Source organism: Gillisia sp. CAL575 (assembly GCF_000403785.1).
GTDB lineage: Bacteria > Bacteroidota > Bacteroidia > Flavobacteriales > Flavobacteriaceae > Gillisia.
The window spans coordinates 218,605-241,903 of record NZ_APHJ01000026.1; the positions used below are offsets into that span (position 1 = coordinate 218,605).

The 23,299-nt window shown below is 33.6% G+C and carries 23 protein-coding genes and 1 pseudogene; 14 read left to right on the plus strand and 10 right to left on the minus strand.

All coding sequences use genetic code 11. The annotated features are described in order from the left end of the window. The first annotated feature begins 31 nt into the window (after positions 1-31). The 5 genes from ychF to mscL all read left to right on the plus strand — a co-directional run bounded on the left by ychF (position 32) and on the right by mscL (position 7,128). A complete protein-coding gene (gene ychF, locus I130_RS09625) occupies positions 32-1,126 on the plus strand; it encodes a redox-regulated ATPase YchF (protein ID WP_034922228.1) in 1,095 nt (364 codons plus the stop codon). A 541-nt stretch (positions 1,127-1,667) separates the two neighbouring features. After that, entirely contained in the window at positions 1,668-3,521 is a 1,854-nt protein-coding gene (locus tag I130_RS09630; RefSeq protein ID WP_034922231.1) for a DNA topoisomerase IV subunit B, read from the plus strand. A 3-nt stretch (positions 3,522-3,524) separates the two neighbouring features. Next, positions 3,525-4,013 (plus strand): hypothetical protein, encoded by a 489-nt coding sequence (locus I130_RS09635; RefSeq protein WP_034922234.1) that lies wholly within the window; start codon positions 3,525-3,527, stop codon positions 4,011-4,013. Further along, positions 4,013-6,676, plus strand: coding sequence for a DNA gyrase/topoisomerase IV subunit A (locus tag I130_RS09640; RefSeq protein WP_034922237.1), 2,664 nt, complete (start codon positions 4,013-4,015; stop codon positions 6,674-6,676). Before I130_RS09635 ends, I130_RS09640 begins: the two co-directional genes overlap by 1 nt. After that, on the plus strand, positions 6,676-7,128 hold the full coding sequence (gene mscL, locus I130_RS09645; RefSeq protein WP_034922240.1) for a large conductance mechanosensitive channel protein MscL: 453 nt from the start codon (positions 6,676-6,678) through the stop codon (positions 7,126-7,128). The genes I130_RS09640 and mscL overlap by 1 nt, the downstream gene beginning before the upstream one ends. A gap of 284 nt (positions 7,129-7,412) precedes the next feature. Here the strand turns inward: mscL and I130_RS09650 are convergent, their stop codons facing one another. Then, on the minus strand, positions 7,413-7,790 hold the full coding sequence (locus I130_RS09650) for a hypothetical protein (RefSeq protein WP_051119666.1): 378 nt from the start codon (positions 7,788-7,790) through the stop codon (positions 7,413-7,415). Between the two features lie 132 nt (positions 7,791-7,922). Continuing rightward, the gene (locus I130_RS09655; protein ID WP_034922243.1) at positions 7,923-8,348 is read right to left on the minus strand and encodes a helix-turn-helix domain-containing protein; all 426 of its coding nucleotides are present in this window, start codon (positions 8,346-8,348) and stop codon (positions 7,923-7,925) included. A 280-nt stretch (positions 8,349-8,628) separates the two neighbouring features. Here I130_RS09655 and I130_RS09660 point away from each other — a divergent pair, with 280 nt between their 5' ends. The 5 genes from I130_RS09660 to I130_RS09680 all read left to right on the plus strand — a co-directional run bounded on the left by I130_RS09660 (position 8,629) and on the right by I130_RS09680 (position 12,592). Beyond that, a complete protein-coding gene (locus I130_RS09660) occupies positions 8,629-9,780 on the plus strand; it encodes a M14 family zinc carboxypeptidase (protein WP_034922246.1) in 1,152 nt (383 codons plus the stop codon). Between the two features lie 78 nt (positions 9,781-9,858). Further along, the gene (locus I130_RS09665) at positions 9,859-10,338 is read left to right on the plus strand and encodes an Lrp/AsnC family transcriptional regulator (protein WP_010232169.1); all 480 of its coding nucleotides are present in this window, start codon (positions 9,859-9,861) and stop codon (positions 10,336-10,338) included. Positions 10,339-10,425: 87 nt separating this feature from the next. Continuing rightward, a complete protein-coding gene (locus I130_RS09670; protein ID WP_034922249.1) occupies positions 10,426-10,944 on the plus strand; it encodes a DinB family protein in 519 nt (172 codons plus the stop codon). After that, positions 10,941-11,915 (plus strand): YihY/virulence factor BrkB family protein, encoded by a 975-nt coding sequence (locus I130_RS09675; RefSeq protein WP_034922252.1) that lies wholly within the window; start codon positions 10,941-10,943, stop codon positions 11,913-11,915. Before I130_RS09670 ends, I130_RS09675 begins: the two co-directional genes overlap by 4 nt. A gap of 128 nt (positions 11,916-12,043) precedes the next feature. Beyond that, positions 12,044-12,592 (plus strand): type 1 glutamine amidotransferase domain-containing protein, encoded by a 549-nt coding sequence (locus tag I130_RS09680; RefSeq protein WP_034922255.1) that lies wholly within the window; start codon positions 12,044-12,046, stop codon positions 12,590-12,592. A 62-nt stretch (positions 12,593-12,654) separates the two neighbouring features. On the opposite strand, the gene I130_RS09685 is transcribed toward I130_RS09680, so the two are convergent. Together I130_RS09685 and aroB are read right to left on the minus strand one after the other, a co-directional pair. After that, a complete protein-coding gene (locus tag I130_RS09685) occupies positions 12,655-12,969 on the minus strand; it encodes a hypothetical protein (protein WP_034922257.1) in 315 nt (104 codons plus the stop codon). A gap of 69 nt (positions 12,970-13,038) precedes the next feature. After that, the gene (gene aroB / locus I130_RS09690; RefSeq protein WP_034922260.1) at positions 13,039-14,106 is read right to left on the minus strand and encodes a 3-dehydroquinate synthase; all 1,068 of its coding nucleotides are present in this window, start codon (positions 14,104-14,106) and stop codon (positions 13,039-13,041) included. A 103-nt stretch (positions 14,107-14,209) separates the two neighbouring features. Between aroB and I130_RS09695 the strand changes: the two genes are divergently transcribed. Next, positions 14,210-15,406, plus strand: a complete 1,197-nt coding sequence (locus I130_RS09695; RefSeq protein WP_034922264.1) for a proline dehydrogenase family protein — start codon at positions 14,210-14,212, stop codon at positions 15,404-15,406. A 10-nt stretch (positions 15,407-15,416) separates the two neighbouring features. Continuing rightward, positions 15,417-15,956 carry a 1-acyl-sn-glycerol-3-phosphate acyltransferase gene (locus tag I130_RS09700; protein ID WP_034922268.1) on the plus strand — a complete coding sequence of 180 codons (540 nt, stop codon included), beginning with the start codon at positions 15,417-15,419 and terminating at the stop codon, positions 15,954-15,956. Positions 15,957-15,968: 12 nt separating this feature from the next. On the opposite strand, the gene I130_RS09705 is transcribed toward I130_RS09700, so the two are convergent. From I130_RS09705 to gcvT, 5 genes and pseudogenes are all read right to left on the minus strand, one after another. After that, positions 15,969-16,688 carry a YebC/PmpR family DNA-binding transcriptional regulator gene (locus tag I130_RS09705; RefSeq protein WP_034922273.1) on the minus strand — a complete coding sequence of 240 codons (720 nt, stop codon included), beginning with the start codon at positions 16,686-16,688 and terminating at the stop codon, positions 15,969-15,971. Positions 16,689-16,771: 83 nt separating this feature from the next. Continuing rightward, positions 16,772-17,059 (minus strand): 4a-hydroxytetrahydrobiopterin dehydratase, encoded by a 288-nt coding sequence (locus tag I130_RS09710; protein ID WP_034922277.1) that lies wholly within the window; start codon positions 17,057-17,059, stop codon positions 16,772-16,774. Positions 17,060-17,126: 67 nt separating this feature from the next. Beyond that, positions 17,127-17,414, minus strand: a pseudogene (locus I130_RS16465) (flavodoxin family protein); the annotation flags it as partial. An 82-nt stretch (positions 17,415-17,496) separates the two neighbouring features. Continuing rightward, complete coding sequence (locus I130_RS09720) at positions 17,497-18,312, minus strand: sugar nucleotide-binding protein (protein ID WP_034922283.1); 816 nt, start codon at positions 18,310-18,312, stop codon at positions 17,497-17,499. A gap of 4 nt (positions 18,313-18,316) precedes the next feature. Continuing rightward, positions 18,317-19,399, minus strand: a complete 1,083-nt coding sequence (gcvT, locus tag I130_RS09725) for a glycine cleavage system aminomethyltransferase GcvT (protein ID WP_034922286.1) — start codon at positions 19,397-19,399, stop codon at positions 18,317-18,319. A 142-nt stretch (positions 19,400-19,541) separates the two neighbouring features. On the opposite strand from gcvT, the gene I130_RS09730 reads away from it, so the two are divergent. Together I130_RS09730 and hutH are read left to right on the plus strand one after the other, a co-directional pair. After that, on the plus strand, positions 19,542-21,074 hold the full coding sequence (locus I130_RS09730) for a bifunctional ADP-dependent NAD(P)H-hydrate dehydratase/NAD(P)H-hydrate epimerase (protein WP_034922289.1): 1,533 nt from the start codon (positions 19,542-19,544) through the stop codon (positions 21,072-21,074). 139 nt (positions 21,075-21,213) lie between these two features. Next, a complete protein-coding gene (gene hutH, locus I130_RS09735) occupies positions 21,214-22,725 on the plus strand; it encodes a histidine ammonia-lyase (protein ID WP_034922293.1) in 1,512 nt (503 codons plus the stop codon). Here hutH and I130_RS09740 read toward each other — a convergent pair. Next, positions 22,722-23,096: a hypothetical protein gene (locus tag I130_RS09740; RefSeq protein ID WP_034922296.1), complete on the minus strand. Its 375-nt coding sequence runs from the start codon at positions 23,094-23,096 to the stop codon at positions 22,722-22,724. The two genes, hutH and I130_RS09740, sit on opposite strands and share 4 nt — an antisense overlap. Positions 23,097-23,299 lie beyond the last annotated feature (203 nt).

Consider the following 23,299-nt stretch of genomic DNA (forward strand, 5'->3'; position numbering starts at 1 on the left):
GCCGCAAAAACATAGCATTAAATTATATTTTATGAAAGCTGGAATTGTAGGATTACCTAATGTTGGAAAATCAACACTTTTTAATTGTTTATCTAACGCAAAAGCGCAAAGTGCAAACTTTCCATTTTGTACCATAGAACCAAATATTGGGGTTGTAAACGTTCCAGATATGCGACTTCAAAAATTAGAATCTTTAGTAAATCCAGAGCGTGTGCTACCTGCAACCGTAGATATAGTAGATATTGCCGGACTTGTAAAAGGAGCAAGTAAAGGGGAGGGTTTAGGAAATCAATTTTTAGGAAATATTCGTGAAACTGATGCTATTCTTCATGTTTTGCGTTGTTTTGAAGATGACAATATTATCCATGTAGATGGATCTGTTAATCCTGTTAGAGATAAGGAGACCATAGATATGGAGCTACAGCTTAAGGATCTTGAGACTATAGATAAGAAATTAGAAAAAGTTAAGAGAGCTTCTAGAACTGGGAATAAGGACGCGCAAAAAGAAGAATCTGCTTTATTGAAAGTGAAATCTGGATTGGAAGCAGGTAAATCTGTAAGAGCCCTAGATCTTACTGAATCTGAAAGAGAAGAATTTATTAAAAATCTTCAACTTATTACAGATAAACCGGTAATGTATGTATGTAATGTAGATGAGAAAGCAGCTGTAGAAGGAAATGCATTTGTAGAACAGGTAAAAGTTGCTGTGAAAGATGAAAATGCTGAGGTAATTGTTTTGGCGGTAGGAACGGAAGCCGATATTACAGAACTTGATGATTACGAAGAAAGAAAAATGTTTCTTCAGGATATAGGGTTGGATGAACCAGGTTCGGCAAAACTAATTCGAGGAGCTTATAGACTTCTAAATTTACAAACTTATTTTACGGCAGGAGTTAAAGAAGTTAGAGCTTGGACCATTCCTGTTGGTTCCAGCGCACCTCAAGCTGCAGGAGTGATTCATACGGATTTCGAAAAAGGTTTTATCCGTGCTGAGGTGATCGCTTATGAAGATTTTGTTTCTTTAGGAAGTGAAGCTAAAGTGAAAGAAGCCGGTAAAATGAAGGTAGAAGGAAAAGAATACATTGTTAAAGACGGAGATGTAATGCATTTTAGATTTAACGTGTAGTTCAAAATAAAATATAATTCAGAATAAAAATCTTGCAGAAATGTGAGATTTTCTGTTTTTAGTAATTATATAAAGATTGTTCGTTAAGCATTATATGTTGAAAATACGTCATTGTGTCCCGGTTCCTATAAAAATATAAATCATTATAATAAATTAAGACCTTGAAATATTCGGAAGCTTCGGGATATGTTGAGATGAAAATATCTAACTTTAAAGAAATAAATTGAGTGAAATATCCAATTTTATGTATATCCGTTTTTTTTTTGTCCTAACAGTTCTTTCGTCACCCTGAAGTTACTTCAGGGTATCAATATGGTATTGATTTACATTGAAATGAGATTCTGAAACAAGTTCAGGATGTCGCTCTTTTTCCATTAAGGTTGCTTTTCGGATAACTAAATCATCAATTAAATTTCTTTAGAAAAATAAAAGCAATTCTTACTAAAATTGTCTTAATTTCTTTGTTAATTACTTTGTTGGCTAACTATTTCAATTTTTTAATGTAAGCCTTATATTAGCGACTCAACGGCACAAACTATTTATGATAGAAGAAACTAAGTATACCGAAGATAATATTCGTTCTTTAGACTGGAAGGAGCATATTAGAATGCGCCCCGGAATGTATATTGGAAAACTTGGTGACGGTTCTACTGCAGACGATGGGATCTATATTCTTCTTAAAGAAGTTTTAGATAACAGTATAGATGAATTTGTGATGGGAACAGGTAAGACCATTGAGATTTCTGTTCAAAACCAGCGAGTTATTGTTCGGGATTATGGGCGAGGTATTCCATTAGGGAAAGTGGTAGATGTGGTTTCTAAGATGAATACCGGGGGAAAGTATGACTCGCGTGCATTTAAGAAATCTGTAGGTTTAAATGGAGTGGGTACTAAAGCGGTGAATGCTTTGTCTTCTAATTTTAAGGTCGAATCTACGAGAGATGGAAGATCTAAATCTGCTGAATTTGAGCAGGGAAATTTAATAAACGAGGAAGAACTCGATGAAACTTCAAGACGTCGTGGCACAAAAGTTTCTTTTACTCCAGATGAATCTATTTTCAAAAATTTTAAATATCGTAATGAGTACATCGAGAAGATGCTCAAAAATTATGTGTATTTAAATCCTGGGCTTACCATTATGTTTAATGGTGAAAAATTTTATTCGGAAAACGGATTAAAAGATCTTCTGGGAGATAGTATAAAAGAAGAAGATCAATTATATCCAATCATTCATCTTAGGGGTGAAGATATAGAATTGGCGCTTACTCACAGTAGAACTCAATATTCTGAAGAATATCATTCATTTGTAAATGGTCAAAACACTTCTCAAGGAGGAACGCATTTAGCAGCTTATCGGGAATCTTTGGTAAGAACAATTCGTGAATTCTTCGGTAAGAATTATGAGTCTTCAGATATTCGAAAATCTGTAGTTACAGCAATAAGCATAAAGGTAATGGAACCGATTTTTGAAAGTCAGACCAAAACTAAATTAGGTTCTACAGATATGGGAGGAGATCTTCCTACTGTTCGAACTTATATAAACGATTTCTTAAAAAAGTACCTAGATAACTATCTTCATAAAAATCCGGAAACTGCCGAGAAATTGCAAAGAAAAATCCTACAAGCTGAACGCGAGCGTAAGGAACTATCAGGAATCAGGAAATTAGCCAAGGATAGAGCTAAAAAATCGAGTTTACACAATAAGAAACTTCGTGATTGTAGAATTCATTTAGGCGATAGTAAAAAAGAGAGATATTTAGAATCTACATTATTTATTACTGAGGGAGATTCTGCGAGTGGTAGTATCACTAAATCCAGAGATGTAAATACGCAAGCTGTTTTCAGTTTAAAAGGAAAACCTTTAAATAGTTACGGACTTTCTAAGAAGATTGTTTATGAGAACGAGGAGTTTAATTTATTGCAAGCAGCCTTAAATATTGAAGAATCTATTGCAGATCTAAGATATAATAACATTGTAATCGCAACGGATGCCGATGTGGATGGAATGCATATTAGGTTATTATTAATAACGTTTTTTCTTCAGTTCTTTCCAGAACTTATAAAAGAAAATCATCTATATATTTTACAAACTCCATTATTTAGGGTTCGGAATAAGAAGGAAACAATATATTGCTACAGTCAGTTTGAAAAGCAACAGGCACAAGATAAATTAAGCGGTAAAGTAGAAATCACACGATTTAAAGGACTTGGGGAAATATCTCCAGATGAATTCAAGCATTTTATTGGAGAAAATATTAGATTAGATCCAATAATGTTAGATAAGGAAATGTCTATTGAAGAATTATTGAGTTTTTATATGGGTAAAAATACGCCAGACAGGCAAGAATTTATAATTGATAATTTAAAAGTCGAACTCGATTTGATAGAGGAGTAGCCTATGAGGTTTAAAAATACTAGTGAAACTAAGATTGTTCCCTCTATTTATATGATAATTATTGCAGCTTTTGTAACAAATATCTTTGTGAATTTAGAGCTAATGGCTTCGGATAATGAGAGTACTATTACTTTCAGTCATTTTCTACCAAATATTTTACTTATAGTTTTTGGAATTTATTTCCACAGGATCGGTCAACTTTTCGATTTTGATAGTGATGGAGAAACCCTGAATTTTAAGAACAACGGATTGTTTTTTTCAAAATTCATGGAATACCGAGTAAAAAGAGCCGAATTCCCAAAAGGGAAGCTAATAGATTTTAGAGTAATAGATTTCTTTTTTTATGCTTCACTTAAAATTTATATTAGAAGTAGAAGAAAAAAAGGACCAAGGTCATATACCTTCAATATTACCTTTTTAAATAAAAAGAAGAAACGAGGAATGATCGAGTCGCTTAGAAAAGTAGTCGAGAAAAACAAAGTAGAGGCTTAATGGATTTAGAATTTCAGGATAATTCCCAAGAAGTACCAGAAGAACAAGAGCAGTCTAAAGAAACACTTATCCGGGTTACAGGAATGTACAAGGATTGGTTTTTAGATTATGCTTCTTATGTTATTTTAGAACGTGCGGTTCCAGCTGTGGAAGATGGATTTAAACCAGTACAGCGTAGAATCATGCATTCTATGAAGGATCTGGATGATGGGAGATACAATAAAGTAGCCAATATTGTAGGGCACACCATGCAGTATCATCCTCACGGAGATGCTAGTATTGGGGATGCTATGGTGCAGGTAGGTCAAAAAGATCTTCTTATAGATATGCAGGGTAACTGGGGGAATGTTTATACCGGGGATCGCGCGGCTGCACCTAGATATATTGAAGCTAGATTATCTAAATTTGCTTTAGAAGTTATTTATAATCCTAAAATAACAAACTGGCAGCTCTCTTATGATGGTAGAAAAAAGGAACCAGTAAATCTACCTGTTAGATTTCCATTATTACTTGCTCAAGGGGCTGAAGGAATTGCTGTAGGTTTAAGTACCCGAATCTTACCTCATAATTTTATTGAACTTATAGATGCCTCTATAAAGCATTTAAAAGGAAAGAGTTTTAAGTTATTTCCAGATTTCCCAACAGGAGGTGAAGCAGATGTTTCAAATTATAATGACGGGAAACGTGGAGGGAAAGTTAGAGTTCGTGCAAAAATATCTCAGTATGACAAGAATACGCTGGCTATAACAGAGATACCCTTTGGAACTACAACTACTTCTTTAATTGAGTCTGTACTGAAAGCGAACGAAAAAGGCAAGATAAAAATCAAGCGTATTGAAGATAATACTGCCGAGTTTGTAGAGATCTTGATTTATTTACCGCCAAATGTGTCTCCAGATAAGATGATAGATGCGTTGTACGCTTTCACTACCTGTGAAAATTCTATTTCCCCTTTGGGATGTGTGATTATAGACAACAAACCAATCTTTCTTGGAGTTTCCGAAATGCTTAGACGATCTACAGATCATACCTTAAGCTTGCTTAAGAGAGACCTAGAGATTAGATTGGAAGAGTTTGAAGAGCAATGGCATTTTGCTTCTTTGGAAAGAATTTTTATTGAAAATAGGATTTATCGGGATATTGAAGAGGAAGAGACTTGGGAAGGCGTTATTAGTGCAATAGATAATGGTTTAAAACCACATACTACACATTTAAAACGTGCTGTTACTGAAGAAGATATAACTAGATTAACAGAGATTAGAATTAAAAGGATCTCTAAATTTGATATTGATAAAGCACAACAAAAAATTGATGCTCTAGAGGATGAAATAACGCAGGTTAAACATCATTTAGATCATCTAATAGACTTTGCTATTGCCTACTTCACGAGGTTGAAAAAGGAATATGGAGCGGGGAGAGAACGTAAGACAGAGCTTAAACTGTTTGAAGATATAGAAGCTTCTAAAGTGGCTATGCACAATACAAAGCTCTATGTAAATAGGAAAGAAGGCTTTATTGGAACCTCTTTAAAAAAGGACGAATTTGTAGCAGACTGTTCAGATATAGATGATATCATTTGTTTTACAGCAGATGGAATAATGATGGTCACTAAAGTAGATTCTAAAACTTTTATAGGGAAAGATATTGTTCACGTAGCGGTGTTTAAAAAGAAAGATAAGCGTACGATCTATAATTTGATTTATCGTGACGGAAAAGGTGGTTCTTCTTATATAAAGCGCTTTGCGGTGACTTCTATAACCAGAGATCGGGAATATCCTATTTCTCAAGGTAAAAAAGATTCTAAGGTCTTATATTTTTCAGCAAACCCAAATGGAGAGGCTGAAGTGGTAACGGTGTATCTAAGACAGGTAGGCAGTATTAAAAAGCTAAAATTTGAACTAGACTTTGCAGATATGGCCATTAAAGGACGAAATGTAAAAGGTAATATCGTTACTAAATACGCGGTCAAAAAGATAGAGCTTAAAGAAGAAGGAGTTTCTACATTAAAACCTCGAAGAATTTGGTTTGATGAGAGTGTTAAGAGACTTAATGTAGATGAGCGCGGGGATTTACTTGGAGAATTTAGGGGAGAAGATAGGATATTGATTATTACGCAAGATGGAGTTGCTAAAACCATCAAGCCAGAATTAACTACTAGATTTGATGATGAATTTATCATTCTTGAAAAATGGGTTCCTAAGAAGCCAATTTCAGCAGTTTATTGGGAAGCAGACAAGGAGCGTTATTATGTGAAGCGATTCTTAATTGAACATGAAGATAGAGAAGAGCAGTTTATAGGAGATCATGAAAAATCTTATTTAGAGTTGGTTTCTACAGATTATATTCCGCAAATGGAGCTTGTTTTCTCTAAAATTAGAGGAAAAGAAAGCAAGGAAAACCAAGTTGTCAATATTGAAGATTTTATTTCGGTAAAAGGAGTTAAGGCTCTTGGAAACCAGTTGACTACAGAAAAAATAAAGCAGATTAATTTGCTAGAACCTGCACCTTATGAAGAAGAGGAAGTTGTAATTGAGGAATTGGAAGTAGAGGAAGAAGAAGTTGTGGAAGGAGAAGAAAAGAACCAAGACAATAGCTCTTCAGGTATTATATATAAGGAGAAAAATAATGGTGAAGAAAGTCAAACCAAATTATTTGATGAGTAATGGGCTTATTTAAGGAATTCAAGGAATTTGCTGTTAAGGGCAATATGATAGATATGGCGGTAGGTATCATTATAGGTACCGCCTTTAATAAAGTGGTGGATGTTCTTGTGAAACAAGTAGTGTTGCCACCTCTTTCTATGCTCACAGATGGAATTAATTTTGCAGATAGAAGGATTATACTTCGAGATGGGATTGAGACTGCACAGGCTGGTTCTGTAGAAGTAAAGGAAATAGCAATAGGCTACGGCGCGTTAATAGAGGCAATGTTGGATTTTGTGATCATTGGTTTCACCATTTTTCTTGTTGTAAAATTCATGAATAATTTCCGTAGAAAAGCGCAAGATCCTAAAGATAAAACAGTTGAAACTCCTAAAGAAATTCAGTTGCTGTCTGATCTTGCCGATTTAATGCAGGAACAAAACGAGCTACTTAAAAACAGAAAAAGTGACTAATTGAACTGTTTTACCCTAGTAATTATTTTCAAATAGTAATATTAAATTTGACGTTATGCTATCTCGGTAGCTACCAGGATCGGGATTAAAATTGAACTCAATGTCATTCTGAGGTCGAAGAATTTCAATGAGCCAGCATTTCATTATAAAGGAGATCCCTCCTTCGTCGGGATGACAATAGAATATCGTTGTGTTTGTAGTTAACTAATGAGGCCATGAAACACCCCGATTGTACAGGACTTAATGGAAAAGAAGGTCAGTAGGGTTAAGCCTTCAATGAAGTGTTAATTTTCAATTTTTGTTACCGTCCCTTTCTTTTTCTTTGGATCTCCAACCAAGCCATATTCAAATGTATATGAATCTTTTTTTGTAGTGAGAATTTTAATATGCAAAGGTTTTCTTTCTGCAATATTTTTAGGGTGTAAATTCTTTATTATATACTCACAATCGTTGATCCATCTCACAGAGGACGTGTCAACCGAGCCTTGAAAGGTATCTACTTCTAAAGTGTCATTCCTGGTAAAAGTAGAGGTTACAAGCTCTCCATTTAAATAAGATTCAAATTTAAAGCTGCCGGTATGGAATTCCTTGCATTTTTTCTCTGGAGAATAACAAGAGGATAGTAAAGAAAATATAAAGAGGCACAGGAGAAGTTTTTTCATTTAAATTGGCTTTCAACAATCTTCGATTTCCTATCAATAATAGGGGTAAAAACTAAGATTGTTTAATAAGTTATATTTAAGATCCACAACGGACTTTAGTTCCGCAAAAATAAAGATAATATAGGCTAATAATCAATTATCGAAGGCCTCAAAAGTGCCATCTTCATAAAAAAGTACCACTCGTTTAATTTTTTTCGAAGAAAAGCTCGTTTCAGTGAGATTCTCTGGTCTAGCAGGACTATCGGTTAGTTGTTCGGTTTTAGCTTTTTCATCTCTTATTAATGGGGCAGGAGTTTCAGACTTATTTAAAGAAGGTGCTTTCTCGGGCTCCGATTTCGGAAAATTTCCTTTCCCATTTAAGAGCCAATACAATTCTACTTCAGGATATGTCTGCACAATTTTAAGCACAAAATCTAAGCTTGGTTTATTTCTTCCAGAAAGGATATGGGATATGGAAGAGCGTCCAACTTGGATGGCATCTGCAAATACTGCGGCGGAAATATCGTAATAATCTAAGATTATTTGAAGCCTTTTTGAGAAGTCATCGCTGTTTACCATTGTAAATTAATTGTTCATCTTTATATGTTTACAAATGTAAAGTAATAGGAGGGATATAGCAAGTTACAATTGTAATTAATGTAGTACAATATAAACTAAAGGTTGATATAATAACACTTAAATAACTAACAAATAGAAATTTAAACTAATTATTATAACGTATTGGAATTTTTCCATTTCGCATCTTAATAGATTTTGATCAATTGTTTACTTATGTAAACAAACTAGTAGAATTTACTTGTTTACAATTGTAAATTAATGATTATTTACTTTTGTAAACATGATAAAAACATTCTCCACTATAATTAATAAGTACGTCACTATAAAAGAGGTAGGGCTAAATGGTAGATATATAAATGCTGCTCATATTTCTAAACCTCTTAAAAAGGCAGCATTAAATTTCAAGGTTGAAGTTTTGGGAAACTCAACTTTGGGCGAATCTATACATCTTATAAAAGTGGGTTCTGGAAAACTTAAAATTCTAATGTGGTCTCAAATGCACGGAAATGAATCTACTACCACAAAAGCAGTTTTTGATATGCTGAATGTTTTTGGTGAATATCCTGATGATTCTGTTATTAAGAATATTTTGAATAAGTGTACGATTTATATAATTCCAATGCTTAATCCGGATGGGGCTAAAGCTTATACTCGTGTAAACGCGAATGATGTCGATTTAAATAGAGATGCAAAGAACCTCAGTCAGGTAGAGAGTCAAATTTTGAGAAAGACATTTGACGATTTTAAGCCAGATTTTTGCTTTAATCTTCACGACCAGCGGACTATATTTAGCGCTGGTGCCAATGATTTTCCAGCAACTTTATCTTTTCTAACCCCATCAGAAAATATGGAAAGATCTATAACAAAGTCTCGCAAACAGTCTATGAAAGTTATAGGTGCCATTTATGAAGATCTCTCTAAGCTTATCCCAAATAGAATTGGGAGATATGACGATGGTTATAATGACAATTGCACTGGGGATACCTTTCAAAGTCTGGGCGTTCCAACTATTTTGTTTGAGGCTGGACATTCTAATGACGATTATGCTCGCGAAAAAACAAGAGAATATGTGTTTTATGCACTTCTTTCAGGTTTAAGTTCTATATCTACTCAAGATTTTAGAAAGTTGGACAAGTCTATATATTTTAATATTCCAGAAAATGAGAAACTCTTTTATGATGTTATTTTAAGAAATGCAGATATTAATGGGAGGAATGTGGACATAGCGATTCAGTTCAAGGAAATTTTAAAAAATGAAAAGCTTGTTTTTTTAGCGATCGTAGAAAATATCTCAAACAATCTGGCTTTTTTCGCGCATAAAGAAATCCAATGTAATTTTCAAAGTGTCACTCTACCTGATCATAAATCGATTACCGAAAACGTTATAGTTGATAAAATTCTTCTAAAAGATGAAGTATTAATGATAAATTAGGAAAAAAATTAAATTTCTTTGCTATATGTCTAGTGAAATTGTACTAATTTTGTGTTTCATTAAAAGACTTTAAGAATTATGGCAAAATATAAATTAGACGAAACCGATCATCAGATTCTGGATATGTTAATCGAGAATACACGTACACCGTTTACTGATATTGCTAAAAAATTGAATATATCTGCAGGTACGGTACATGTACGTGTTAAAAAGATGGAAGAGGCTCAAATAATTTTGGGTTCTACATTGACACTGAACTACGAAAAATTAGGTTATGCTTTTATAGCTTATGTAGGGATATTTTTAAAGAATACTTCTCAAACAAAATTTGTTTTAGAGCGTATTAACGATATTCCATTTGTAACTGTTGCCCACGTAACTACTGGGAAATTTAATGTTTTCTGTAAAATTCGAGCAAAAAACACACAACATGCAAAAGAGATAATATTTCAACTAGATGATATTGAAGGTGTTTATAGAACTGAAACTATGATCTCTCTAGAAGAAAGTATGAACGATAAAAAGCGTTTAATGCACTCTATATTTAAAGAATTATAGATCATTTAATTTTTTCATAAAACCCTTTATTCCGTTTGGTCTAAAGGGTTTTTTTATACCTTGAAGTTTGAAACATTAGATAAAAATATGACAACATCACAATTGCAGAACTCAGAATATCATGCATTTTATCAAACCTATATAGATAAATTGCCAGATGAAAATTTAATCTCCATATTAAAAGATCAGAAAGAGGAATTCGTGATTTTTTTAAAGGGTCTTCAAGAAGAAGATTTAAAGTTTTCTTATGCAGAAGGAAAATGGACAGTTGCGCAGTCACTTCAGCATATAATAGATACAGAACGAATCTTTCAATATAGAGCTTTAACGATTGCACGTGAGGATCTAACTCCACTTCCGGGATTTGATCATGATGCTTATGTTCCTGCTTCTAAAGCAGATAGAAGAAGTCTTAGTGGTTTTATTAGAGAATTTGAAATGGTAAGAGATGCGGGGATCGCTCTTTTTGAAAGCTTTCAGGAAGAAATGTACTGCAAAATTGGAGAAGCTAGTAAATCTCAATTAAGCCCGCGTGCAGCTGGTTTTATATCGGCAGGACATCAAAAACACCATCTAGTATTGTTTAAATCTCAATATGGGTTATGAATAAATTGAAAACTTTTTGGGAACTTTTCAAAAAAGCATATACAAGTTGGAACAGCAATGATCCATGGGCAAGAAGTGCTATTATAGCTTACTATACATTATTTTCACTACCCTCTTTACTTATTATTGTAGTGAGTATTGCTGGCTATTTTTTTGGCAGAGAGGCAGTACAGGGACGAATTACGGGTCAAATTGCAGAATTTATCGGTAACGATTCAGCAAGTATTGTTGAAAATATGATAAGCAATGCAGCTTTAAGCAGTAATTCCACAATAGCAGTTATTTTCGGGGTCTTCATGTTAATATTTGGAGCAACTGGAGTTTTTTTTCAGCTTAAAAAAGCGATGAATAATATTTGGAATGTAGCAGAGAAGAAGGAAACTTATTTTAGAATGTTCATGGATAGAGTCATTTCCTTTGGGATGATTTTAGTTATTGGATTTTTAATGCTTCTGGGATTAATTGTTTCAGCAATTATTAGAATGCTTAGCGATTATATAGAAAGTTATGCTCCAGCTTTAACCGCCTTGGGTTTAGATTTAGTAAACTCCTTTCTCTCTCTTGTATTTATTACCTTGCTTTTTGGAGCAATCTTTAAATTGTTACCAGATATCAAGATTAGATGGAAAGTTACACTTTATGGGGCCGCCCTAACAACTGTGCTTTTTTTAATTGGAGAATATTTAATAGGGATCTATTTCGGTAGAACAGATCCTGCTTCAGTTTATGGTGGAGCTTCCTCTATGGTGCTTATTTTATTGTGGGTGAATTATACTTGTTTAATTATGTTCTTTGGGGCAGAATTTACTGTTCAATATGCACAACATAAAAAGGAGAAAATAACTCCAACAGAATTTGGAGAACCTGCAATTAATCAAGAATTAGAAAAGTTAGAACAGAAAAAGCAGAAATTAAAAGACGATGATAAAGTGAGGAAGGATCTGGAGTCTAATTCTCCTAACACAGATTAACATATTAAATCTTAATTTAGGAGAGGTTTAACCATATGTTTCTTTTTTTATAAACCTCTTAATACAAACAGAAAGTCTTACAAAGTATCTTTGGAATTAGTTATAGTTTAATAATAAAACCAATAATTATGAAAAAGAGAATAGCCATTTTGGCAACAGATGGATTTGAAGAAAGTGAATTGAAATCTCCTAAAGAAGCAATGGAAAAGGAAGGTTTTGAGGTAGAAATAGTTAGCTTAAAATCTGGAAAAATAAAATCTTGGGCAGATGGAAATTGGTCTAAAGAATATAATGTAGATAAAACTTTGAGTGAGGTTAGTGCTAAAGATTACAACGCACTTATGTTGCCTGGTGGAGTTATAAATCCTGACAAACTGAGAAGAGAAGATGTTGCTCTTGATTTTGTTAGAGATTTCTTTAAGCAGAAGAAACCAGTAGCCGCAATATGTCATGCACCATGGATTTTAATAGAGGCAGAGGTAGTTAAAGATAGAAAAATGACTTCTTTTAATTCTATTAGAAAAGATCTAATAAATGCAGGTGCTAATTGGGTAGATGAAGAAGTAGTTGTAGATGAGGCTTTGGTTACTAGTAGAAATCCAAATGATCTTCCAGCTTTTAATGCAAAACTTATTGAAGAGATAAAAGAAGGAAAGCATGAAATGCAACATGCTTAAGACTTACTATTTAAAAAGAATAAAAAGCGACCTATTTTTTAATAGGTCGCTTTTTTATTTATTTAATTATCGAGATCATCTTCATGATCCTCTTCCTCACCATTATCCTTTTCTGGAATTTCGGAGATTGGTTCATTAAAATCGGAATCATCATAATCATCTTCGTCGTAATTGGCCATACTATTTTCTAGCTTCGTACTTACTTTCACTAAGTAAATAGAATCCTCTGTTCGTACTTCTACCGCCTCGACAGTTTCATTTTTAGCATTTTTAAATGAAATCACATGGTCATCATCATATCCATCAGGATATTTGTCTACCAATAGGCTTAAAATTTCTGGTGTTAACTTTTTGTAATCTACAATGACTCTTTTCATAACTAAGATTTGATGATGCAATTATAGTAAAAATAGCAATATTTTCAAGCGGTCAATTTAATTTTCAATTTAATTTTTCAAATAGTAATTCATTGCCTCTAATAGCTGGTCGTTTGGCACATTTACATCTATTTTTGCTTCCCCAATATCCTTCAAAAGGACAAAGTTTATATTTCCGTGTGAGTTTTTTTTGTCAAATTTGAGAAGATCAATGACTATTTTATAATCTTCTTCCAAAAGATCGATCTTCGGAAATAACTCATTAAGTTTTTTGGTTATATCTCTTAGTTTATTCTCAGGAAAACCGCATATCTTAAAAGAAAGATGCGTTGCCATGACCATCCCCGCTGCTATTGCTTCGCCGTGAAGTAAAGTGACTTTATTAGGATTGGTTAAAAAATAAGATTCTATAGCATGTCCTAAAGTGTGACCATAATTTAATGTTTTTCTGATGCTTTGCTCTGTAGGATCTTGCTGAACAATGCTGGATTTTATATTTATAGATTCTATAATAAGATCATCAAGATCCTCTAATGTAAGTGCTTCTAAGTTTGTAGCTTTTTCCCAGTAGGTTTCGCTTGCAATAAGACCATGTTTTAAAACCTCAGCCAACCCGCTGCGCATTTCATTTGCAGGAAGGCTTGTTAAATATTGAGAATCTATTAAAACCATTTGTGGTTGATTAATAACTCCTATTTGATTTTTTAAATTTCCCAGATCTACTCCGCATTTTCCCCCAACAGATGCATCAACCATCGCTAAAAGACTTGTTGGGACATTGATGTAATCTATTCCTCTTTTAAAAGTACTTGCTACAAACCCACCGAGATCTGTCACAACTCCTCCTCCTAAATTAATCATCAAGCTTTTTCTATCTGCTCCAAGCTCAGAGAGGGTTTCCCAGATTCCAGAGCAAGTTTCAATATTTTTGTGTTCTTCACCGGCTTCCATCTCAATTACTTCAATTGTTATGGTAGTTTCTAATTGTTGTAGAAAAATATTAAGACAATTATTATGAGTATTTGTGTCTACCAGAACAAAGATTATTGACGGTTTGGAAGTTCTTAGGTAATTTGATAATTCGGCGCATCCTATTTCTGCATAAAAAATTGGAGCTTGACTAGCTATAACAGCCATATTTTAATTGGTTTTGTTCAAATTTATAGATATCGAAAATAAGCAGAAAATAATTAAATTATCCTAACTCAATAATTATATTTGCCGCATTAATTTCCTATACATGATTACAAAAAAAATCTTTGACGATACCAAGACTGCATTCAGCTTAAAATCCAACGATGATCTTAATAGAGCGCTGTTTCTATTCAGTATGATCAATAGACCAACCTTGGTTAAAATTGGTACCTATCTTACAAATATATCATTGAAACTGCATTTACCAGTAGAAGGTCTTATTAAAAGCACAATTTTCAAGCAATTTAGTGGTGGTGAGACTATGGAAGAATGTATGGATGTTATAGAGAAAATGTATACTAGGAAAGTTCATAGTATTTTAGATTATTCTGTAGAAGGAAAAGAGGAGGAGGCGCAGTTTGATGCTGCAATGAAAAAGAAGATTAATATTATTGAATTTGCTGCAAAAAAGAAGGAACTCCCTTATGCGGTTTTCAAACCCACAGGAATTGGAAGATTTGAAATTTGGGAAAAGGTAACTTCTAAAGAGACTTTGAGCAAAGAGGAAGAAGAAGAATGGGCTCGCGTTAAAAATAGAGTAGATCTTATTTGTGGCGCTGCACATAAAAATGATATTAGTGTATTGGCAGATGGTGAAGAATCTTGGATGCAAGATGCTGCAGATGATCTTATGGAAGAAATGATGGAAAAATACAATCAAGAAAAAGCGATTGTATTTAATACATTGCAATGCTATAGATGGGATAGAGGTAATTATTTACAAGCCTTACATCTAAAAGCGAAGGCAGCAGGTTTCAAAGTTGGAGCTAAAATTGTTCGTGGAGCTTATATGGAAAAGGAAAATCAACGGGCTAATAAAATGGGTTATCCAACGCCAATTTGTGAAAGTAAGGAAGCTACAGATGTTAGTTTCAACGGAGTATTAGCTTACTGTTTAGGACAAATAGATGATATTTCTTTATTTGTGGGAACGCACAATGAAATGAGTAATTATCTTGCTTTACAAGTTATGGAAGATAAAAATATCGCCATAAATGACTCTCGCGTTTGGTTTAGTCAGTTATATGGAATGAGTGATCATATAAGTTTAAACCTTGCTAAAAAGGGCTACAATACGGCAAAATTAGTGCCTTTTGGTCCAGTTAGGGAAGTGGTTCCTTATTTAATTAGAAGAGCGCAGGAAAATACTTCGGTAAAAGGACAAACTGGTCGAGAACTTGCTTTGCTAATAGAAGAAAAAAAACGCCGGAAAGGAGAACCTACAAAAGGGAACCGAGAATAATATAAATCTTATGAGTTTCATTTCTAAGTTTATATATTTTAAAGTCTTTAAATGGGGAATAGAAGGTGTTTTCGATAAAAGTATAAAGAAATGTGTTTTTGTTGTAGCTCCTCACACTAGTTGGTGGGATTTTTCTTTGGGAGTTCTAACTCGGAACATCTTAGATATTGAAATTAATTTTGTTGGAAAAAAGGAATTATTTAAACCTCCGTTTGGTTGGTATTTTAGATGGATGGGTGGAGCACCTGTAGATAGAGTATCTAAAGAAAAGAAAGTTGAAGCTATTGCCGCTATTTTTAAATCTAAAGAAATTTTTAGGCTCGCATTATCTCCAGAAGGTACGAGGCAGAAATCTGAGAGATGGAGAACAGGATTCTATTATATTGCTGAAGCAGCCAATGTTCCAATAATAATGGTAGCTTTTGATTATGGTAAAAAACTCACCAAATTCTCTGAACCTTTTTATACTACAGGTGATATTGAAACAGACCTTCCAAAAATCCAGAGATTTTATGAAGGAGTTCAAGGGAAATTTCCTGAGCAATTTTAGAATCTGAAAAACCTAATCTTCAGATTCATCCATTGTATGATATACGTTTTGCACATCGTCATCTTCCTCCAAACGATCCAGTAATTTTTCAACGTCTATGACTTCCTCTGGTGATAATTTTTTAGTCACTTGGGGAATCCTTTCAAATCCAGAAGATAAAATTTCTATTTCTCGATTTTCTAATTCTTTCTGAATGGCACCAAAACTTTCAAAAGGAGCATAGATTAATATACCATCCTCATCTTCAAAAACCTCTTCAGCACCAAAATCGATTAATTCAAGTTCTAATTCTTCAGCGTCATGTCCTTCAGAATTTATTCTGAAATTACAAGTATGGTCAAACATGAATTCTACAGAGCCAGAAGTACCTAAATTCCCGTCGCTTTTGCTAAAGTGCATACGCACATTGGCAACAGTTCTATTATTATTATCTGTGGCTGTCTCTACTAGAACTGCGATCCCGTGAGGAGCATAACCTTCAAAAAGCACTATTTTATAATCTCCTTGACTTTTATCGCTCGCTCTTTTAATCGCCCGATCGACATTATCTTTGGGCATGTTTAATGCCTTCGAATTCTGAATAACTGCACGAAGTCTGGAATTAGTATCAGGATCTGGACCACCTTCTTTCACGGCCATAACTATATCTTTCCCAATTCTAGTAAATGCCTTAGCCATTGCAGACCAACGTTTCATTTTACGTGCTTTTCTAAATTCGAATGCTCTTCCCATATAAATTATAAATCTGGTGTAAAAATAAAAAAACGTTCCATTTCTAGCTAAAAAAATGGAACGACAATTAAATTAATTAAAATTTATTCGGCATTTACAATTCCTTCAATTGCTTTAGCCAATTTAAAGTCTTTTTCTGTAACCCCGCCAGCATCATGAGTAGAAAGTGAAATTTCTAATTGATTGTAAACATTATTCCAATCTGGATGATGGTTCTGCGCTTCAGCTTCAAAAGCTATTCTCGTCATTAAGGTAAAAGCTTCTTTGAAATTTTCGAATTCAAAAGAAGTTTGTATCGCATTGTCTGCATAGCTCCATCCATCAAGAGATTCTAATTTCTCATTTATTTCCTTTTCAGATAATTTTGTCATAATAATTTTTTAAATATTGGCGGTATTCTGGATTTTCATAAGCCCATCTTTTACCATTTTTCCATTCCTAAGGTAAATTATCATAGGTAGGATATCCTCCATTTTGCTTCAGCATACTTGCTAAATGCAATAGATTATAGGTCATAAAGGTAGTATTCCTTTTGGTGAAATCACTCTCTTAAGCATTAGATTTTTCATCTAAATAACTTGGTCCCGGACCAACTTCTCCAATCCATCCAAGATCTGCTTGAGGCAAAATGGAATAGCCAAAGTGTTGTAAAGAATATAGCATATTCATGGTACCGTGTTTAATTCCATCTTCATTTCCCGTGATCAAATATCCTCCGGTCTTTCCATTTGCATGGTTTTATCTAAAGTTGCTAATTAGTAATAGATTTAGGAAAAAAGCTTTCTAGTTTGGGTAAAGCTTAACAAAATTAGATCACTACAGAAGAGTTAATTACATGTTGTACCGAAATACTTAGGTTTTTTGGTAAAAGATTATCCTTTGGTAAAACAGCTAAAAAACGATCGTAATTAGAGTCATACACTTGCTTTAATAGTGGGTTTTTATATCCCATAGCAACAGCGATATCTTTTATAAGGTCATGTTGATGGGTGAGATCTTCACTCCCTAAATGAAAAACACCTTCTAATTTCTGATTGATGATAAAATGAATTTGTTGAGTAACTCGTAAAATATCTGTAGCATTTACCACCACATTTGGGAAAACCTCTATAGCTTCTCCAAATTCAATTTTATTTTTAATTTCTAATGTTCTGGGAGAATTAGCCCCGAAGACCATTGGTAATCTTAATATATTGTATTTATTATTGGGAAGACGAAGCAGTGCATTTTCAATTTTAATTTTGAATCTGCCATAAATACTTTGGGACAATGTTTTATCGTACTCGTAAGAAGGGTAGTTGGTAAAAGCATCAAAAACATTTGCTGATGAGATGAAAAGCAATTTGCTATTGTTCCTTAATATATAATCAATTATTAAAAAATGGGTATTTACCTGAGCATTAAAATCTCCCCGAAGCGCAGAAACAATTACGGTTGGCCTTAAATTTTCGAGTAATATCTCAATATTTTCAGACTCCATATCATATTCAAAGAATTTATGATTTGCTTCAAAGAAGTCTGAATTTGTATGATAGGTACCATAAGTATCAAAATAGGAGCAGAGCTCCTTGTATAGGGCATTCCCTATAAAGCCGCTTGCTCCTAATATCAATACTTTTTCCAATGGCTTATCCTTTATAAAAAGGCAATTTCACTAAGGTAGCAGGGACTGCTTTTTTTCTTATTTGAATATATATCTTATCATTAACCTTAGCCATTTCGGTAGGGATATAACCCATTCCAATTCCTTTATCCAAAGATGGAGACATCGTTCCAGATGTTACATATCCTATAGCTTTTCCTTCAGCATCTACTATATTATAACCCTGTCTTGGAATTCCTCTCTCATCCAATTCAAATGCAATCAGTTTTCTTTTAGGACCATCTTCTTTCTGTTTTTTTAATGCTTCAGCATTTATGAAATCTTTGCTGAACTTAGTGATCCATCCCAGACCTGCTTCAATTGGAGATGTTGTATCATCAATATCATTTCCGTATAAACAATATCCCATTTCCAATCTTAAAGTATCTCTTGCTGCCAATCCAATTGGTTTGATGCCAAAATCGGCTCCTGCTTCAAATACATTATTCCAGATAGTTTCTGCATCTTCATTTTTGAAATAGATTTCAAAACCCCCACTACCAGTATAACCCGTTGCAGATATAATTACGTTTTTCACCCCTGCAAATTCTGCAACTTCGAAAGTGTAAAATTTAAGATCTTTTAAATTTACATCGGTTAAAGATTGCATTGCCTCTGCAGCTTTTGGTCCTTGGATAGCAAGTAAAGAATATTCATCTGAAAGATCTTTCATGGTAGCATCCATGTTATTATGCTGTGCAATCCAGTTCCAATCCTTCTCTATATTAGAAGCATTCACCACCAAGATATATTTCTCTTCATTTATTCTGTAGATGATAAGGTCATCTACAATACCTCCATCTTCATTAGGCATGCAAGAATACTGTGCCTTTCCATCTATAAGCTTAGAAGCATCGTTAGAACTGATCTTTTGGATAAGTTCTAGTGCATGCTCTCCAGAGATTAAAAATTCCCCCATATGAGAAACATCAAAAACCCCTACATCTTTACGAACGGTTTCGTGTTCTATATTAACGCCTTCATAAGAAACAGGCATATCGAAGCCTGCAAATGGAACCATTTTAGCGTTTAGTGAGTGATGTATATCGTTAAGGGCTATTTTTTTCATCTCTTTTTGATTTTGCGCAAATTTATTTATTTCAATTTAAATAGTGGTGCAAATAAACATAATTCTTAAGAATCTCTAGCTTATATATTATTGCACAAAGAGAAATTTTATATTTGTAAGATTGAGATAAAGAAATTTAAGAATGAAAATATTTGATATAGCACAGCTTGCTGAAGCGGACAGAGTAACCATAGAAAAACAAGAAATAAGTTCTGCAGATTTAATGGAGCGAGCATCAACCTTGGTTTTTAACGATATTCACTCCAAATTGAATGGTGCACAGATTCCAATTAAGATCTTTTGCGGAATAGGGAACAATGGAGGGGATGGATTAGTTATTGGGAGACTTTTATTAGAACACGGTTATCAGGTGATCGTTTATGTGGTTAATTATAGCAATAAAAGATCTGAAGATTTTCTCTTGAACTATGACAAGATTAAGGCAGTAAGTAATAATTGGCCGGGAGCTATTAAAGGTGAAGATGATTTTCCTGAAATTTCTAAAAAGGATTTCATAATAGATGCGATGTTTGGTATTGGACTTAACAGACCTCTAGAAGATTGGGTGGGCAAATTAGTCCAGCATATAAATAGATCTAAAGCCTTTATAGCTGCTATAGATATGCCTTCTGGAATGTTTGCAGATAAAATTCCAAATGAAAATCGACCTGCTATTAAAGCCAACGTTACTATTACCTTTCAATCTCCAAAACTTATATTTTTCTTACCTCAAGCAGCAGAATATATTGGTGATATGCAAGTTATAGATATAGGTTTAGATAGAGAATACTTAGCTAAAACTCCTGTTAATAAGCAATTAATGAGCAAGCCTGAAGCTCGCTTGCTATATAAACCAAGAACAAATTTTGCACATAAAGGTAATTATGGCCATGCACTTATAGTTGGTGGTAGCTATGGAAAAATAGGTAGTATTTCTCTAAGTTCAAAAGCAGCCTTAAGAACAGGAGCCGGAATGGTTACTATCTTTTCTCCAAAATGTGGATACCAAATTCTGCAAAGCATTGTGCCAGAAGCAATGCTAATTACAGACGAAAATGAAAAAATTCTTAGTAATATACAATTCGAACTTTCTCCAGATGTAATTTGTTTCGGGATGGGAGCAGGAACCTCTAAGGAAACAATTGCTGCCTTTAAGGTTTTATTGACAAATACTAAAAAACCAATGGTTATTGATGCCGATGGTATTAATATTCTTTCAAAAGAAAGAGAGCTATTAAAGGAATTACCAGAAAATTCCGTTTTAACCCCACATCCAGGAGAATTGGAGCGACTTATTGGAAAATGGAAGGATGATTTTGACAAACTGTATAAGGTTAAAAAATTCAGCAAAGAATATAAGTTAATCGTGGTTATAAAAGGAGCGCATACAATTACTGTATTTAATGATGATCTTTATATTAATAATACAGGGAATCCAGGAATGGCAACAGCTGGAAGCGGAGATGTGCTTTCAGGAGTAATTACTTCTCTAATTTCACAACAATATGAACCCTTAATAGCTGCTGTTTTCGGAGTTTATTTACATGGAAAAACTGGGGATATCCTGTCTGAAGAAAAGAGTTATGAAGGCTTGATTGCAGGGGATATTGCAGATAATATGGGTAGGTCTTTTTTAGATTTATTTAAAAAGGAAATACAATCTGAAGGTAATTGAAGAATTTTCAGTTATTTTAGCACTTGTTTAACTTTTGCAGCAGTTTTAAGTCTGCCATACTTATCCTTAATTACTATTTAAGAATTCTGAAGTACCCTAATGTTATTGACTTTTTTCTTCCTAAAATGCCACATTGTTTATGAGTTCATACCACTATATAAGTTCTGCTGTTCTTGACTTACACATTATTCAAGATATTCTTCAAAATAATATGAAACTGGAATTAAGTGAAGAATCCAGAGTAAATATTGTAAAATCACGTAAATACCTAGACGAAAAGATTAAACAAAGTGATGTTCCTGTTTATGGAATTAACACGGGTTTTGGCTCTCTTTGTAATGTAAAGATTTCCAATGAGCATTTAACGCAACTTCAGGAAAACTTAGTGATGTCTCACGCATGCGGCACAGGAGCTTTAATAGCTAAACCTATAATTCGTTTGATGTTATTATTGAAAATTCAATCATTAAGTTATGGGCATAGTGGAATTGCATTGGAAACGGTACAAAGACTGATCGATTTTTATAATGAAGATATTTTACCGGTGGTTTACGAGCAAGGTTCGTTAGGAGCGTCTGGGGATCTTGCTCCATTAGCGCATCTATCTTTACCGCTTTTGGGTAAGGGAGAGGTTTATTATGAAGGTGAGCAATTAGATGCAGCTGTGGTTCTGGAAAAGTTCGACTGGAAGCCGATAAAAATGCAATCTAAGGAAGGTTTAGCTTTACTAAATGGAACTCAGTTTATGAGTGCTCATGCTGTTTATGCTTTGATAGAATCTTATAGATTATGTTATTTGGCAGATTTAATTGGCGCTATTTCAATAGATGCTTTTAATTGTAATCTGTCTCCTTATAATGAGCTTGTGCATATGGTTCGTCCTCATAGGGGACAAGTGAAAACTGCTGAAAGAATTAGAGAATTTTTAAAGGATAGTGAAATAGCGATGAAGGAAAAGGCGAGTGTGCAGGATCCTTATTCTTTTAGATGTATCCCACAAGTGCATGGAGCTAGTAAAGACACTTTATCTTTTGTAAGGAAGACAATAAAAACCGAGATCAATTCGGTAACAGATAATCCTAACATTTTTATTGAAGCAGATAAGATCATTTCTGGAGGGAATTTTCATGGTCAACCATTAGCATTGGCGCTAGATTATATGGCTATTGCAATGGCAGAGATCGGAAATATTTCTGAAAGAAGAATTTATCAGTTAGTTTCAGGATTAAGAGATCTCCCAACATTCCTAGTTGAAAATCCAGGATTGAATAGTGGATTTATGATTCCGCAATATACTGCTGCGAGTATTGTGAGTCAGAATAAACAATATGCCACACCTGCAAGTATAGATTCTATAGTTTCCTCAAATGGTCAAGAGGATCATGTGAGTATGGGATCTAATGGTGCCACTAAACTTTTAAAAGTTGTGGATAATATATCTACCATTTTAGCTATAGAATTGTTTAATGCCTCTCAGGCTTTGCATTATAGAGAGCCACAAAAAACATCTCCATTTCTACAAGGAGTGGTTACAGATTTTAGAAAAGTAGTGCCAATATTATTGGAGGATCAAATAATGTCCACACACATTAAGGCAGCCAAAAACTTTGTAGGTAATTTTAAAATTAAACAAGAAGTATTGTTTGATTAAATAAGTTGGTGCTTCATCCAGTTTACTGCTTCATCTAGATTTTCAAAAACTTCAAAAGAACTGCTGTTTCTGAAAAACTGTTTTTCTATAATACAATTTTGCTTTACTATTGGATTTTTTGAAACTACTGCGATGGCCTTTAGATTAGAAACATTCGCTGATTCTAGATGAATCATTGGGTTCACTGAGTAAGAGTTCACTCTATTTGAAATATACCCGTATGGCTGAGTATTAAAATGTTCCCTAGCTAATTCTAATATTTCTTGATTATGCGGAATATCGAAAAGGATTCCTTCATTCAACTCGGCTATTTGAATATTATCAAAAAAAGTTACCGATCCGAACTGAAGCTCTAGAGCAGATTTTATCATAAATTGTTAGGGGTATTATGAATTCAAATTTAATAATTTAAGTAAGAAAACCAAGGCTTTATAATTTTCAAAGTATTTTTATTTAATCCATTGATATTCAGTAATGTTATGTACTAATATTATGCCAACTTTTAGAATATTAAATTTTAAGAGAAATGAAATCATAAAAAAACAGCCATTAAATATAAATTAATGGCTGGTTT

What these genes read in the sequence shown, in the direction of transcription:
- I130_RS09740 (WP_034922296.1), bottom strand. Translation starts at nt 23,096, where the DNA reads ATGATAAAATCTGCTCTAGAGCTTCAGTTCGGATCGGTAACTTTTTTT.
- I130_RS09670 (WP_034922249.1), top strand. Translation starts at nt 10,426, where the DNA reads ATGACAACATCACAATTGCAGAACTCAGAATATCATGCATTTTATCAA.
- I130_RS09730 (WP_034922289.1), top strand. Translation starts at nt 19,542, where the DNA reads ATGAAAATATTTGATATAGCACAGCTTGCTGAAGCGGACAGAGTAACC.
- I130_RS09630 (WP_034922231.1), top strand. Translation starts at nt 1,668, where the DNA reads ATGATAGAAGAAACTAAGTATACCGAAGATAATATTCGTTCTTTAGAC.
- I130_RS09675 (WP_034922252.1), top strand. Translation starts at nt 10,941, where the DNA reads ATGAATAAATTGAAAACTTTTTGGGAACTTTTCAAAAAAGCATATACA.
- gcvT (WP_034922286.1), bottom strand. Translation starts at nt 19,399, where the DNA reads ATGAAAAAAATAGCCCTTAACGATATACATCACTCACTAAACGCTAAA.
- I130_RS09635 (WP_034922234.1), top strand. Translation starts at nt 3,525, where the DNA reads ATGAGGTTTAAAAATACTAGTGAAACTAAGATTGTTCCCTCTATTTAT.
- I130_RS09655 (WP_034922243.1), bottom strand. Translation starts at nt 8,348, where the DNA reads ATGGTAAACAGCGATGACTTCTCAAAAAGGCTTCAAATAATCTTAGAT.
- I130_RS09660 (WP_034922246.1), top strand. Translation starts at nt 8,629, where the DNA reads ATGATAAAAACATTCTCCACTATAATTAATAAGTACGTCACTATAAAA.
- I130_RS09650 (WP_051119666.1), bottom strand. Translation starts at nt 7,790, where the DNA reads ATGAAAAAACTTCTCCTGTGCCTCTTTATATTTTCTTTACTATCCTCT.
- I130_RS09680 (WP_034922255.1), top strand. Translation starts at nt 12,044, where the DNA reads ATGAAAAAGAGAATAGCCATTTTGGCAACAGATGGATTTGAAGAAAGT.
- I130_RS09695 (WP_034922264.1), top strand. Translation starts at nt 14,210, where the DNA reads ATGATTACAAAAAAAATCTTTGACGATACCAAGACTGCATTCAGCTTA.
- aroB (WP_034922260.1), bottom strand. Translation starts at nt 14,106, where the DNA reads ATGGCTGTTATAGCTAGTCAAGCTCCAATTTTTTATGCAGAAATAGGA.
- I130_RS09640 (WP_034922237.1), top strand. Translation starts at nt 4,013, where the DNA reads ATGGATTTAGAATTTCAGGATAATTCCCAAGAAGTACCAGAAGAACAA.
- I130_RS09685 (WP_034922257.1), bottom strand. Translation starts at nt 12,969, where the DNA reads ATGAAAAGAGTCATTGTAGATTACAAAAAGTTAACACCAGAAATTTTA.
- I130_RS09700 (WP_034922268.1), top strand. Translation starts at nt 15,417, where the DNA reads ATGAGTTTCATTTCTAAGTTTATATATTTTAAAGTCTTTAAATGGGGA.
- mscL (WP_034922240.1), top strand. Translation starts at nt 6,676, where the DNA reads ATGGGCTTATTTAAGGAATTCAAGGAATTTGCTGTTAAGGGCAATATG.
- I130_RS09705 (WP_034922273.1), bottom strand. Translation starts at nt 16,688, where the DNA reads ATGGGAAGAGCATTCGAATTTAGAAAAGCACGTAAAATGAAACGTTGG.
- ychF (WP_034922228.1), top strand. Translation starts at nt 32, where the DNA reads ATGAAAGCTGGAATTGTAGGATTACCTAATGTTGGAAAATCAACACTT.
- I130_RS09665 (WP_010232169.1), top strand. Translation starts at nt 9,859, where the DNA reads ATGGCAAAATATAAATTAGACGAAACCGATCATCAGATTCTGGATATG.
- hutH (WP_034922293.1), top strand. Translation starts at nt 21,214, where the DNA reads ATGAGTTCATACCACTATATAAGTTCTGCTGTTCTTGACTTACACATT.
- I130_RS09710 (WP_034922277.1), bottom strand. Translation starts at nt 17,059, where the DNA reads ATGACAAAATTATCTGAAAAGGAAATAAATGAGAAATTAGAATCTCTT.